General features: G+C 67.1%; 11 protein-coding genes and 1 pseudogene. 3 read left to right on the forward strand and 9 right to left on the reverse strand.

Going from position 1 to position 13,206, the window contains the following annotated elements:
* Position 1 precedes the first annotated feature (1 nt).
* The 8 genes and pseudogenes from BN2156_RS17120 to BN2156_RS17155 all read right to left on the reverse strand — a co-directional run bounded on the left by BN2156_RS17120 (position 2) and on the right by BN2156_RS17155 (position 7,099).
* Positions 2 to 901 carry an LLM class F420-dependent oxidoreductase gene (locus BN2156_RS17120; RefSeq protein ID WP_090516229.1) on the reverse strand — a complete coding sequence of 300 codons (900 nt, stop codon included), beginning with the start codon at positions 899 to 901 and terminating at the stop codon, positions 2 to 4.
* Entirely contained in the window at positions 898 to 2,049 is a 1,152-nt protein-coding gene (locus BN2156_RS17125) for an XdhC family protein (RefSeq protein WP_090516230.1), read from the reverse strand. The genes BN2156_RS17120 and BN2156_RS17125 overlap by 4 nt, the downstream gene beginning before the upstream one ends.
* Positions 2,050 to 2,104: 55 nt before the next feature.
* The gene (locus BN2156_RS17130; RefSeq protein ID WP_090516231.1) at positions 2,105 to 3,205 is read right to left on the reverse strand and encodes a glycoside hydrolase family 76 protein; all 1,101 of its coding nucleotides are present in this window, start codon (positions 3,203 to 3,205) and stop codon (positions 2,105 to 2,107) included.
* A 15-nt stretch (positions 3,206 to 3,220) separates the two neighbouring features.
* Positions 3,221 to 3,874 (reverse strand): TrmH family RNA methyltransferase, encoded by a 654-nt coding sequence (locus BN2156_RS17135; RefSeq protein WP_090516232.1) that lies wholly within the window; start codon positions 3,872 to 3,874, stop codon positions 3,221 to 3,223.
* Entirely contained in the window at positions 3,867 to 4,757 is an 891-nt protein-coding gene (locus BN2156_RS17140; protein WP_090516233.1) for a hypothetical protein, read from the reverse strand. Before BN2156_RS17140 ends, BN2156_RS17135 begins: the two co-directional genes overlap by 8 nt.
* Before the next feature lie 18 nt (positions 4,758 to 4,775).
* Positions 4,776 to 5,552 carry an SDR family NAD(P)-dependent oxidoreductase gene (locus BN2156_RS17145; RefSeq protein WP_090516234.1) on the reverse strand — a complete coding sequence of 259 codons (777 nt, stop codon included), beginning with the start codon at positions 5,550 to 5,552 and terminating at the stop codon, positions 4,776 to 4,778.
* A gap of 34 nt (positions 5,553 to 5,586) precedes the next feature.
* A pseudogene (gene ttfA, locus BN2156_RS17150) lies at positions 5,587 to 6,395 on the reverse strand (trehalose monomycolate transport factor TtfA).
* Between the two features lie 80 nt (positions 6,396 to 6,475).
* Positions 6,476 to 7,099 carry a TetR/AcrR family transcriptional regulator gene (locus tag BN2156_RS17155; protein ID WP_090516235.1) on the reverse strand — a complete coding sequence of 208 codons (624 nt, stop codon included), beginning with the start codon at positions 7,097 to 7,099 and terminating at the stop codon, positions 6,476 to 6,478.
* A 70-nt stretch (positions 7,100 to 7,169) separates the two neighbouring features.
* On the opposite strand from BN2156_RS17155, the gene BN2156_RS17160 reads away from it, so the two are divergent.
* Together BN2156_RS17160 and BN2156_RS17165 are read left to right on the forward strand one after the other, a co-directional pair.
* Positions 7,170 to 8,228, forward strand: coding sequence for a Rieske 2Fe-2S domain-containing protein (locus BN2156_RS17160; protein WP_090516236.1), 1,059 nt, complete (start codon positions 7,170 to 7,172; stop codon positions 8,226 to 8,228).
* The gene (locus BN2156_RS17165) at positions 8,225 to 9,304 is read left to right on the forward strand and encodes an NAD(P)H-dependent amine dehydrogenase family protein (RefSeq protein ID WP_090516237.1); all 1,080 of its coding nucleotides are present in this window, start codon (positions 8,225 to 8,227) and stop codon (positions 9,302 to 9,304) included. The genes BN2156_RS17160 and BN2156_RS17165 overlap by 4 nt, the downstream gene beginning before the upstream one ends.
* Positions 9,305 to 9,372: 68 nt before the next feature.
* On the opposite strand, the gene clpB is transcribed toward BN2156_RS17165, so the two are convergent.
* Positions 9,373 to 11,919: an ATP-dependent chaperone ClpB gene (gene clpB / locus BN2156_RS17170; RefSeq protein ID WP_090516238.1), complete on the reverse strand. Its 2,547-nt coding sequence runs from the start codon at positions 11,917 to 11,919 to the stop codon at positions 9,373 to 9,375.
* A 109-nt stretch (positions 11,920 to 12,028) separates the two neighbouring features.
* On the opposite strand from clpB, the gene BN2156_RS17175 reads away from it, so the two are divergent.
* Positions 12,029 to 13,198 carry a macrolide family glycosyltransferase gene (locus tag BN2156_RS17175; protein ID WP_235625382.1) on the forward strand — a complete coding sequence of 390 codons (1,170 nt, stop codon included), beginning with the start codon at positions 12,029 to 12,031 and terminating at the stop codon, positions 13,196 to 13,198.
* Positions 13,199 to 13,206 lie beyond the last annotated feature (8 nt).

Below are 13,206 nucleotides of genomic sequence, written 5' to 3' on the forward strand. Positions count from 1 at the left end.
GCTACCCCAGGCTCAGCGCGGCCGCCAGTTCACGTAGCGCCGGGCGCGGATCAGCCGTCGGATTCTCCCCCAGCGCCTGCACGACGACGTGATCGGCGCCGGCATCCAGGTGCGCGGTGATCACCGCGGCTGCCTGCTCCACCGGGCCCATGCCGACGAGCCCGCGTGCCAGGCGGTCCGATCCGCCGCGAACCAGGTCGGATTCGTCGAAACCTTGCCGCAGCCAGGAGTTCCGGTAGTTCGGCAGGCCGCTGTAGACCTCGAGGTGCTTGTGCGCCCGAGCCAGCTGGTCGGCGTCGTCACCGCCGATGGCGACGGCCTGCTCGGACACCACCCAGCGGTCCGATCCAAGGATCTCGCGCGTCGTCGCGGTGTGCTCGGGAGTGACGAGATACGGGTGCGCGCCGTCAGCGTGCGTACCGGACAGCTCGATCATCTTGGGACCCAAGGCCGCCACCAGACGGGGCGGGCGTCCGACACCGGGTTCGATCTGCTCGGGCACGGCCGCCATCCGCTCGAGGTAGGTACGCATCGTGGCCAGTGGCTTGGCGTAGGTGCCGCCCAGTCCGTGCTCCACCAGGGGTCCGTGGCTGACGCCCAACCCCAGCACGAACCGTCCCGGGTAGAGCGCGGTCAAAGTCCGCGCCCCGGATTCGGCGGCAGACGGCACCCGGACGTGAATGTTGGCGATGCCGGTGCCCACCACGAGACGCTCAGTGGCAGCCAGGAACGCCGCCGACTGGGTGAGGGCCTCCTTGCCGACCACCTCCGGCAGGAACAACGAGCCGAATCCGAGAGACTCGATCTCCCGCGCCACCTGCTGCGCGTCCGGCATCGACCAGGTGTCGCTGGCCCACCACACACCGATCCGGCTGGGGAAATCGATCCTGGCTCGTGTCACTGACCACTCCTCAATTCGCTCGGTTCGTTGTGCTCGTGATGAATACGCCCGCCGGTGTCGGTCAGCGGCTTGCCGGTCCCGCCCCACCGTTGGGCGATGATCTCCGCCGCGATCGACACCGCGGTCTCTTCAGGCGTCCTGGCCCCGAGGTCCAATCCGATGGGGCTGGACAGCCTCGCCAATTCTTCCTCGGTCACGCCGACTTCGCGTAGCCGGGCCATCCGGTCCTCGTGCGTGCGCCGCGACCCCATGGCGCCGATGTAGCCGATCGCCGGCAACCGCAAGGCCACCTCGAGCAATGGCACGTCGAACTTCGGGTCGTGGGTGAGCAGGCAGACGACGGTACGGCCGTCGATCGCACCTGCGGCGGCCTGCGCGGCCAGGTAACGGTTGGGCCAGTCGACGACGACCTCGTCGGCAGTCGGGAATCGGGCGGCGGTGGCGAACACCGGACGCGCGTCGCAGACCGTGACGCGGTAGCCGAGCAGTGATCCCTGCCGCGCGACGGCGGCCGCGAAGTCGATCGCGCCGAACACCAGCATTCGAGGCCGCGGCGCGAAGCTCGAGACGAACACGTCCATGCCCTCACCGCGCCGCTCGCCGTCCGGTCCGAACGTCAATATGCCGCTGCGGCCGGTGTCGAGCAGGCCGCGGGCATCGTCGGTGACCGCGGCGTCGGCGCGGGCCGAGCCAAGGGTGCCGGTCACCTCGTCAGTGCGGATGACCAGTCGCCGACCCAGCCACGCCGGATCGGGATGGGAGATGACCGTCGCGGTCGCGGCCGGTTGGTGCGCCTCGATGTCGTGGACGAGGGCTTCCAGTTCCGGGAACGTCTGCTGCGACACCGGTTCGACGTACACGTCGAGCACGCCGCCACACGTGAGACCCACGGCGAAGGCGTCGTCGTCACTGACGCCGTAGCGCTGCAATACCGGGGTGCCGTCGGTGACCACCTCGCCGGCCAGTTCGTACACCGCACCTTCGACGCAGCCGCCGGATACCGAACCGGTCACCGTGCCGTCAGGCGCTACCACCATCGACGCTCCGGCCGGTCGTGGTGCGGAGCGGAAGGTGCGCACCACCGTCGCCAGGCCCGCGGTGCCGCCGGCACGCCAGACGGCAAGCAGCTCGGCGAGCACATCTCTCACGATGCTTAACCTAGCCCTCGCTGAGCGATCGCTCAGTCCGGGGCCGGAAACGTGGTCACTCGGCGAGAGTGTGCGCGGCTTCCATCAGCATCCATCCCGAGACCTGAACCGATAGGTCACGTTCGGGGATCGCCGACGCATTCACCGCACCGTCGACGAACTCGGCTTGTTTACCCTCGGCACCGGGTACCTCGGCGCTGCGATCCCAGAAGGGTCCGAACAACGGCAACCCGTCGACGGTCTGCCGGTAATTCCACGCCGACTCAGCGGATTTGAGGACGATCGAGCGCGCCGTATCGCGCGCGGCCCGATCGTCGGCCGTATCCCCCGGCAAGGTATTCGCCACCAGCGCCAGGTAGCGCGCCGTGACGCCGTTGAACAGACCGCCGTCGCCGCCGCCTGCACCCTTGATGACTCCGTCGGGCGCCATTTCCTTGTCCACCGCGGCCACCAGGCGGCGCACCCGTTCGGCGTGCCGGTCGTCCTTGGTGCGCACGGCGAGTTCGACCTCGAGTCCGAGTACCACGCCCTGGCAGTAGGTGTACTGCGCGCGCACCATCGAGCCGGCCTTGATGCCGTCGAACACCAGGTGGGTTTCCGGATCGATCAGGGTGTCATCGATCCAGTCGGCCATCTGCTGGGCCCGGCGCAACCGGTCGTCGTAACGGGCCAGGAAGATGCCGGCCGGACCGTTGGCCGGGGCGTTGAAAAATTGGTCCTGCTTACGCCAGGGGATGCCGCCGCCGTCCTCGGGCACCCAGGCGTCGACGAACTGCTGGCACAGCTTCCTGAGCGCACGGGCTTTCTCGACCCCGACCAGCCGACCGGCCCGTTCGAGAGCCAAGGCCAACCAGGCCATGTCGTCGTAGTAGTTGTTGGTCCAGGACAGATTGTTGCGCAGATGATGGGCGCGGATCTGCCGTTCGATGCGGGTTTTCCGCTCGGGCTGCGGATCACGCACCTGTGCGTCGACCAGGGTGTCCAGCAGATGCGCCTGCCACCAGTAGTGCCAGGTTCCGAACTTGCGGTACTTCTTGGTCGCCGGCCAGGCCACCACGCCGAGCTGGGTGCCCGGCAGACCCCAGAGCTTCGTCAAGTGCCGTTGGGTGATCGCAGCTTCGGCGCTGGCCGCACGGTTAGCCCATAGCTGATCCATGAAGACGATCCTGCCTTACCAGGCCGCCGAAATGTCGGCATGTCGGGTGATCCACGCGTGCATGACGATTCCGGCGGCAACCCCGGCGTTGATGCTGCGCGTCGACCCGAACTGCGCGATGGACACCGTGACGGCCGCCCCGGACTGCGCCTCCGGGGTGATGCCCGGGCCTTCCTGACCGAAGATCAGCAGGCAGTCGCGAGGTAGTTCGGTCTCTTCCAGCCGCACGGCGCCGGGCACGTTGTCCACCGCGACGACGGTCAGCCCGGCGTCGGCGGCGAAGGACAGCAATTCGGCGGTGGTGTCATGGTGGCGCAACCGTTGATAGCGGTCGGTGACCATGGCGCCCCGCCGGTTCCACCGGCGCCGCCCGACGATGTGCACCGTGTCGACAGCGAAGGCGTTGGCCGTGCGCACCACCGCGCCGATGTTCGCGTCGTTGCCGAAGTTCTCGATCGCGATGTGCAGCGGGTGCCGGCGCCGGTCGATGTCGGCGATGATCGCTTCCCGGGTCCAATACCGGTAGGCGTCAACGACATTGCGGGTGTCTCCGTCGCGCAGGAGGTCCTGGTCGTAGCGCTCGGCGTCATCCCCGGACGGCAACGGCCCCTCCCAGGGGCCCACACCCGGCGACTCTCCCCACTCAGTGGGGCCGACGGACTCAGCCACGGGTGGTCCACAACGCGGCATGGGTGCCGATCACCGAAACCGAGGCGTACAACAACGCCGCGTTCATCTCGCCCTGGGTACACAGCGAGGCCCGCACATTGACGGCCTCACGGGAGGCCTCCGGCAGGATCAGCACCGACGAGCCGTACACCGAGCAGGCGTGGCTGAGCCCCGGCGGCGGCAGCGACGGGCCGGCCACCACCATCAGCGGACCTCCGCGGGCCGCCGCATCGTCCGCGTACCGCTGTGCCGCGCCATCGATTTCGAGACCGAGCAGCATGTAGCCCTTGCCGTTGAACGCGCTCGGGTCGCCGAGCGCGGTCGGTGCCAGCTGCCCGCCGTCGGCCCTGAATGCGTCGACGCTGGTGGACTTCACCGTGACACCGGTGTCGTTGACGTTGGTGGGCAGCACTCCGACCGGGAACGCTGCCGGGTAGGCGACGGTGGTACCCGCGATGCGCTCGCGCGGTGAGTACACGTAGACCCCACGCACCTGACTCTGGTCCCGCTGCGGTCCCAGACAGACTGTGCCGCTGAGCTTGTCGGGTGCCGGAGCGGACAAGGGCCGGATTCCCAGGTTGGTGATGTCATCGCAGCCGTGCAAGGCGTCGGCCTCGATCGGATGCGCCAGGGCGCCGTACAGACCGAACCGGATGTCCTCGGGCTTGGCGCGGGCATCGCTCGAAGCGGAGCCCTCCACGTCGATCAGGACATGGTCGGAGTCGAAACGCAGATCCGACACCGTCAGGTGCCAGCCGAGAATGTCCAGCGATTCTCCGAGCGCGGCGGTCGGCGCCTCGTACGTGCGACCGGGTTGATCGGATGAGCAGCCCGCGGTGACGACGAGCAGTACCGCCATCACCGCCGCGATCAGCGCCCGCACTGCCACGACAGTTCTGTACTAAGTTCTCCCACGACCTTTTCCCACTGCTTTTGTGATGGCGCGCACCAGGTTTCGCGGAACCAGCCGGCCCCCGGTGGTGAGCACCTTGTACTGCAGGCCGGGCACGATGACCACTTTGCCTGCGGCCACGTCGGCCAGGCAGTCACGCACCACGTCCTCGACCTGCAGCCACAGGAACGACGGTGTGCCCGCCATGTCGATGCCCGCACGGGCATGAAACTCGGTGTGGACGAAACCTGGGCACAACGCATGCACGCCGACCCCGGTGCCGCCCAGTCCATTGGACAGCCCTTCGGTGAAAGAGACGACCCAGGCCTTGGAGGCCGAATAGGTCGAGCCGCGGCCCGGCACCAGGCCGGCCACACTGGCCACGTTGATGACCGTGCCGGTGCCCGCCTCGATCATGTACGGCAGCGCGGCGTGCGTCAGCTCCATCACCGCGGTCACGTTGACATCAAGCTGAGCCTGCAATCGGGCGATGTCGGCGGTCCAGAACTCACCTGACGTGCCGAAGCCGGCGTTGTTCACCAACACTCGCGCACCGGCGCGCAACCGGTCGGCGACCTTGGCCCGGTCAGGGGCGCAGGCCAGGTCCGCGGGAAGCACTTCGACGTTTGCGCCGGCCTGGTCGTGCAATTCGGCGGCGAGCTGTTCCAACCGTGCGCCATCACGCGCCACGAGAACGAGGTCATAGCCGTCACGCGCGTACCTGCGGGCGAAGCCGGCGCCGAGCCCCGAGGTCGGTCCAGTGATCAGCGCGACGGGGCGAGGCATGCCGACAGGTTACTGAACTGTTCTGCTGCGCCGGCTAGCGCTGGTAATGCGGCGCGTGACGCCCGTTGCGCGCCGGCGGCGGGGTCCGACGGATCACATCCGGACGGCCCGGCTCCTGGCGCGGCTGGGTGTAGCGGCTCACGTCACCACGACCGGGTGCCGGCTGGGCGAACCTGCGCGACGCGCCAGCGCAGCCTGGCTGCCCTGACCCGACTGCGGTGCGACACCGTTCTGCGGAACCGGCGGCAGGACCCGCAGCAGGTCGTTGAACTGGCGCACGGTGCGCAGCCCCTCGTCCCACTGGGCGCGGGTACTTGTGACCGGCATGCTGACGAGCGTCCAGTTCTGCTCGTTCCACATGATCTCGGCGCAATCGGGAGCGGTGTGGGCGAACGTGACCATCCGGCGGTCGCACGCGCGACGGGCGGCGTCGAGGTTGGTGGAGTACACCATCCTCGGGCCGATCGCGCCGAGCAGCCAGATGTCGCTCTCCCGGGGCTCCTTGATGCCCTTGAGCCGCAGATCGACGACGACGTTCGTGCCGACCTTGCGGTGCAGCGCGATCACTGTCGCCACCTCTTCGATGTCAAAGATGAACACCGCCTCGCCACGAATTTGGCCGAGCACGACGTTCTTGGCCGTGACGTCACCGACGGTCGACATCACCCCGCGCTTCCAGCGCTTGAGGATCTCGTGCGACTCGTGCTCGTAATCGAAGCCATGCGACTTCGCCCACGACTTGCGGCGCCGTCCCAACCCACGTCGACGGTCGATGTCGACGTACAGCAGCACCGCCGCACCCACGAAACAGAGTGCGGACAGCGTGAACCAGAGCGGGACCATCGGGCCTAGCCTACTTGTTGACTGCACGAATGCCCCAGCCTTGTGAGGTCACAACCCGATTACTGGTGATCAGGCCGCTGTTACCGGGGGGCTTCGAGGTACGTGACGATCGCGTTGGTGAGCCCCCGCCGGGCCACATCGAGGTCGGTATACGTGCCGAGCTGGCGCTCAGAGGTGATACCGCGCATCGCCCCCGGGATGAACGACGCGACCTCGCGGACCCGCTCGGGGTCGACGTCCAGATCGGCGAATGCCTGCTGACAGGTTTGCAGCCAGCTGTGCCCCCACGACGACAGCTCGGCCGCGGTCTTCGGGTAGAGCCGTTCCAGTTCGGCATGGTCACGCGGCAGGGCCGCCCGCAGGTTCTCGATCGCCCGCGAATCACTGGCGGTCAGGCCGTCATAGAGCAGGTCGATGATGCCGGCGACGCGCTGTCGCAGCGGCGCACCGTGGTCTTGGTGGCTGAGCATGCCCGCGCGACGTTCGGCGGTGCGCTGCAGGACCGCGGCCCAAAACCCGTCGATATCGCCGAACTGGTACTTCACCGCGCCCCAGGTGGCGCCGATGTCCTTGGCAATCCGGTTGGCCGAGACGGCGCCCGGATCTCCGGTGGCCAGCGCCTTGCGCGCGGCCTCCAGCATGCTCTCCCGGGTGGCTTCGCCGCGCCTGTTGGTGCGGCGCGCAACAACGTCGGCGTCGGTCATCGTCGAGAGGCTACCCCGTTTTCACAGAACCCTCTTCCAAAGTTTCACAGAACCTCCTACGATTCGCGTCATGGCCAAACCACCGTTGTCGATGAAGCCGACAGGATGGTTCCAAGTCGCCTGGTCCGACCAGGTCGACGTCGGGGCTGTACATGCCATGAAGTACTTCGGCGAAGAGATGGTCGCCTGGCGCTCGGAGTCCGGGCAGGTGACGGTGATGAACGCCTATTGCGAGCACCTCGGCGCCCACCTCGGGTTCGGTGGCCACGTCGTCGGCGAGGTCATCCAGTGCCCGTTCCACGGCTGGCAGTGGAACGCCGAGGGCCGCAATGTCCGCATCCCCTACCAGGATCGGCCCAATCGCGGCCGTCGGATGCGCACCTACCCGGTGACCGAGCGCAACGAGGCCATCTATATCTGGCACGACATCGAAGGACGTGAGCCGTTCTTCGATGCCCCCGACGTGTTCGCCTCCTTCAACGACGGCAGCAGCGCGGCCGACTACTACGCCCAGCAGCGGTTGTTCCGCGAAGGGCTCGAGCTGCATCCGCAATACGTGCTGGAGAACGGCGTCGACTTCGCGCACTTCAAATTCGTGCACCAGACCCCGATCGTCCCGGTGTTCACCCGCCACGACTTCGCCGCACCGATCTCCTACGTCGACTTCACCATCACCTTCGAGGGCGACGACCAACAGTCGATCGACGATGTGCGCAGCGGCGTCGAGGCGATCAACGGCGGACTGGGCATCGCGGTGACCAAGAGCTGGGGAATGATCGACAACCGCACCATCTCGGCGGTCACTCCCGTCGACGAGTCCACCTCCGACGTGCGGTTCATGGTCTACATCGGCCGGACCCCCGGCAAAGACAGCCCTCGGGCGGCCCAGCGGGCCAGCGAGTTCGGCGACGAGGTGATCCGCCAGTTCACCCAGGACATCCACATCTGGTCACACCAGCGGTACTCCGATCCCCCGGCGCTGGCCACGGCTGAGTACGAGGGCTTCACCGCAATTCGCAAGTGGGCCATGCAGTTCTATCCCGACGGTCTGGGCGGTAGTACCGCGGACCTGGCTTCCGGTGGCGGAGCCGCCAATCCAACATCAAGGAGAAAGGCAGACACCGTATGACCGAGAAGATCCGCGTTTTCCAGGTGGCAACCGGCAACGTCGGCACCGAGATGATCAAACGCATCGGTAAGCGTCCTGATCTCGAACTGGTCGGATTGCATTGCTATACACCGGAAAAGGTCGGTCGCGACGCCGGTGAGATCGCCGGCATCGATCCGATCGGAGTGACGGCGACGAGCTCGATCGACGAGATCATCGCCGCACGCCCCGACGTATTGACATTTCACGGTGTTTTTCCGGATGAGGACCTCTACGTCAAAGTCCTTGAGGCCGGGATCAATATCGTCACCACCGCGGACTGGATCACCGGCTGGCACCGTGACACCAACCACCCGCATCCCTCCGGCAAGCCGGTGTCGCAGCTGCTGGCCGAGGCGTGCGCCAAGGGTGGTTCGACGTTCTACGGCACCGGTATGAACCCCGGCGTCAACCAGATCCTCGGGGTGGTGTGTTCGGCCGACGTCGCCGAGATCGAGAACGTCACCACCATCGAATCCGTCGATGTCTCATGCCATCACAGCAAGGACACCTGGATCGAGGTCGGTTACGGCCTGCCCGTCGACGACCCGTCGATCCCGGCCAAGTTGGAGAAGTACACCCGGGTTTTCGCCGACAGTGTGCTGATGATGGCCGACTGCTTCGGCCTGACGCTCGACGAGGTGAAGTTCAGCTACGAGCTCGGCGCCTGCACCAAGGATGTCGACCTGGGCTGGTACACGTTGCCCAAGGGATCGCTGGGCGGCAACTACATCAAGTATCAGGGCATGGTCGACGGGGTGCCACGGGTCGAGACCCACCTGGAATGGCAGATGACCCCGCACACCGATCCGAGCTGGGACATCAAGGGCTGCTACATCACTCAGATCAAGGGCGATCCGTGTGTCTACAACAAGCACATGATCTTCCCGAAACCCGGTGTGGACCTGTCCGATCCGGACTCCTTCGCCTCGATCGGCATGACCGTGACCGGGCTGCCCGCACTCAACTCCATCGCCGCGGTGGTGGCAGCCCGGCCCGGATTGCTGACGAGCGCCGACGTGCCCCTGCGGGGCTTCGCCGGCCGGTTTGCTCTTTAGCGCGAAACGGCATTCCAGCAGGAAAAGTCCGAGAGGACCCCTGCTGGAATGCCGTTTCGGCGGTTAGGTCAGCCCAGCACCAGGCCTTCGCCGTCCGCGCTGACGTTGACCGGCACGACGTCGCCGTCGTGCACCTGCCCGGCCAGCAGCATCTTGGCCAGCTGGTCGCCGATGGCCTGCTGCACCAGGCGGCGCAGCGGGCGGGCACCGTAGAGCGGGTCGAAACCACGCTCGGCCAACCACTTCTTGGCGGGCAGCGACACCTCGAGGGTGAGCCGGCGCTGCGCCAGCCGCTTCTGCAGCTGTTGCAGCTGGATGTCGACGATCGACACCAGCTCCTCGGGATTCAGTGCGTCGAACAGGATCACGTCGTCCAGCCGGTTGATGAACTCCGGTTTGAACGCGGCCCGCACCGCGGCCATCACCTGCTCCTCGGTGCCGCCGGCACCCAGGTTGGAGGTCAGGATCAGGATAGTGTTGCGGAAGTCGACCGTGCGGCCCTGACCGTCGGTCAGCCGGCCCTCGTCGAGCACCTGTAGCAGCACGTCGAACACGTCCGGGTGGGCCTTCTCGATCTCGTCGAACAGCACCACCGTGTACGGACGCCGGCGCACGGCCTCGGTCAGCTGACCGCCCTGGTCGTAGCCGATGTATCCCGGAGGCGCACCGACCAGGCGAGCCACCGAGTGCTTCTCGCCGTACTCACTCATGTCGATGCGGACCATGGCGCGCTCGTCGTCGAAGAGGAACTCCGCCAACGCCTTTGCCAGCTCGGTCTTACCGACACCGGTCGGGCCAAGGAACATGAAGGAGCCCGTCGGCCGGTTCGGGTCGGCCACCCCGGCCCGGCTGCGGCGCACCGCATCCGACACCGCGGTCACCGCGGCCTTCTGACCGATGACGCGCTTGCCCAGCTCCTCCTCCATGCGCAGCAGCTTGGCGGTCTCGCCTTCGAGCATGCGTCCGGCCGGAATGCCGGTCCACGCCTCCACGACCTCGGCGATATCGTCGGGCCCGACCTCTTCCTTGAGCATGACGTTCTCGCGGGCCTCGGCCACCGGCAGTGCGGCGTCGAGCTTCTTCTCGACCTCCGGGATGCGTCCGTAGCGCAGCTCGGCGGCCTTGGCCAGGTCACCGTCGCGCTCGGCCCGGTCGGCCTCACCGCGCAGGCTGTCCAGCTGCTCCTTGAGCTCGCGGACGATGTCGATGGCGCCCTTCTCGTTCTGCCAACGAGTGGTCAGCTCGGCCAACTTCTCCTTGTAATCGGCCAGCTCACCGCGCAGCTTCTCCAGCCGCTCCTTGGAGGCGTCGTCCTCCTCCTTCTCCAGCGCCATCTCCTCGATCTCGAGGCGACGGACCAACCGCTCGACCTCGTCGATCTCGACGGGCCGCGAGTCGATCTCCATACGCAACCGGGACGCGGCCTCGTCGACCAGGTCGATCGCCTTGTCCGGCAGGAAACGTGCGGTGATGTAGCGGTCCGAAAGGGTTGCCGCGGCAACCAGAGCGGAGTCGGTGATACGTACACCGTGGTGAACCTCGTAGCGGTCCTTGAGACCGCGCAGGATGCCGACGGTGTCCTCGACGGACGGCTCGCCGACCAGCACCTGCTGGAACCGGCGCTCCAGCGCGGCGTCCTTCTCGATGTACTTGCGGTATTCGTCGAGCGTGGTAGCGCCGACCAGGCGCAGCTCACCGCGGGCCAGCATGGGCTTGATCATGTTGCCCGCATCCATCGCAGACTCGCCGGTGGCACCGGCGCCGACGATGGTGTGCAGCTCGTCGATGAACGTGATGACCTGCCCAGCCGAGTCTTTGATGTCATCGAGGACAGCCTTGAGCCGCTCCTCGAATTCACCGCGGTACTTGGCACCGGCCACCATGGACCCGAGGTCCAGGCTGATGACCGTCTTGTCCCGCAGGCTCTCGGGTACGTCGCCGGCCACGATGCGCTGGGCCAGGCCCTCGACGATCGCGGTCTTACCGACACCGGGCTCACCGATGAGTACCGGGTTGTTCTTGGTACGGCGGCTCAGCACCTGCACGACGCGACGAATCTCGTTGTCCCGCCCGATAACCGGATCGAGCTTGCCTTCGCGGGCGCGGGCGGTCAGGTCGGTGGAGTACTTCTCCAGCGCCTGGTAGCTACCCTCGGGGTCGGGGCTGGTGACCCGGGCGCTGCCGCGCACCTTCGTGAACGCCTCACGCAGCGCCTCGGGTGAGGCGCCGTGCCCGGTGAGCAGCTTGGCGACCTCGGAGTCGCCGGTGGCCAGGCCGACCATCAGATGTTCGGTGGAGACGTACTCGTCGTCCATCTCGGTGGCCAGGCTCTGGGCCGTGGTGATCGCGGCGAGCGATTCCCGGCTCAGCTGGGGTTGGCTGCTGGCGCCACTGGCGCTGGGCAACCGGTCGAGCAACCGCTGCGCCTCGGTCCGGATCGTCGCGGGGTCCACGCCGACGGCCTCGAGCAGGGGTGCGGCAATGCCCTCGTTCTGCGTGAGCAGTGCCATCAACAGGTGAGCGGGCCGGATCTCCGGATTGCCTGCGGAACTGGCCGCCTGCAACGCTGAGGTCAGCGCCGCCTGAGTCTTGGTCGTCGGGTTGAACGAGTCCACGACACCTCCCTTTTCTGATAGAGAAAATGCTTGTCGCGATGTACAACGTAGTCAAGGTTGAGTCTGTTCCGCTCAACTTTAAAAATTTTTCCCGGGCAGACTCGGATGCGTGCATATCGCCGTCGTCGCCGCCTCCGCCCCAAGCCACATGTACCCCCATCTGGCCATGGTTCACGAATTGGTTCGGCGCGGGCACCGGCTGAGTTACCTGGTCGGCGGCCATCTGGCGGGGCTGGCCACCCCGACCGGGGCCGATGTGATCCCCTGCACCTCAGTGCTGCCGGGGGCGCCGGGCGCACCGGAGACGTTCGACGAATCCGACCCGGTGGCCGGCATGCGGATGTTTCTCGACGAGGCAGTCCATGTCCTGCCGCAGCTGCACGACGCCCTCGACGCCGACCGGCCCGATCTTGTGCTCTACGACATCGGCGGCATGGCAGGGCCGGTGGCCGCCGACCGTTGGGGCGTGCCTGCCGCCCAGTTGTCGCCCAGCGAGGTGGCCTGGGACGGCTACCACGACGACATGGCCGAGATCCTTGGTCCGATCCTCGGCAGTCCGGCCGGCCTGGCGTACCGCCGCGCGTTCGACGACTGGCTCACGGAGTCGGAGTGCAGTTTGACGTTCGACGACGTGACGGGCGCGCCTCGACGGTGCCTGGTGTTGATCCCGAGGGTCATGCAACGACATGCGGATCGGGTCGGCGATCGCTACCGGTTCGTCGGCCCCTGTATCGACCCGCGCCGCGGGGATCCGGGCGATTGGACTCCGCCGGCCGGGGACGGCCCGCTGGCGCTGCTGGCCTTCGGCACCGCCTACACCGAACGAGCCGACGTGTACCGCAACGTGATCGAGGCGCTCGACGGGCAAGGCTGGCGGCTGGTGTTGGCCACCGGCCGCGCGGACGTCGGTCCGGTTCCGCCATGGGTTCAGACACGAGAGTCCGTTCCCCAGCCGGCCGTACTGCAACAGGCCGACTGCTTCATCACCCACGCCGGCATGGGCTCGTGCACCGAGGGATTGTGGTTCGGAGTCCCGATGGTGGCGATTCCGCAGGCCGTCGATCAGCCCGCCAATGCCGCTCGCCTCGAGACCATCGGCGTCGGCCGTCACCTGACCGACCATCTGCCCAGCGTCGGCGACATCCGCGAAGCGGTGCTCGGCGTCGCGGCCGATCCGCAGATTCGACGCACCCTCGACACCGTCCGTGCGGAAATCCATGCCCACGGCGGGCCGCAACATGCCGCCGACACCGTCGAGGACATCGTCGCCGGTTGCTAGGTTTTTGC

Origin of the sequence: Mycolicibacterium neworleansense, assembly GCF_001245615.1 — a bacterium.
Lineage (GTDB): Bacteria > Actinomycetota > Actinomycetes > Mycobacteriales > Mycobacteriaceae > Mycobacterium > Mycobacterium neworleansense.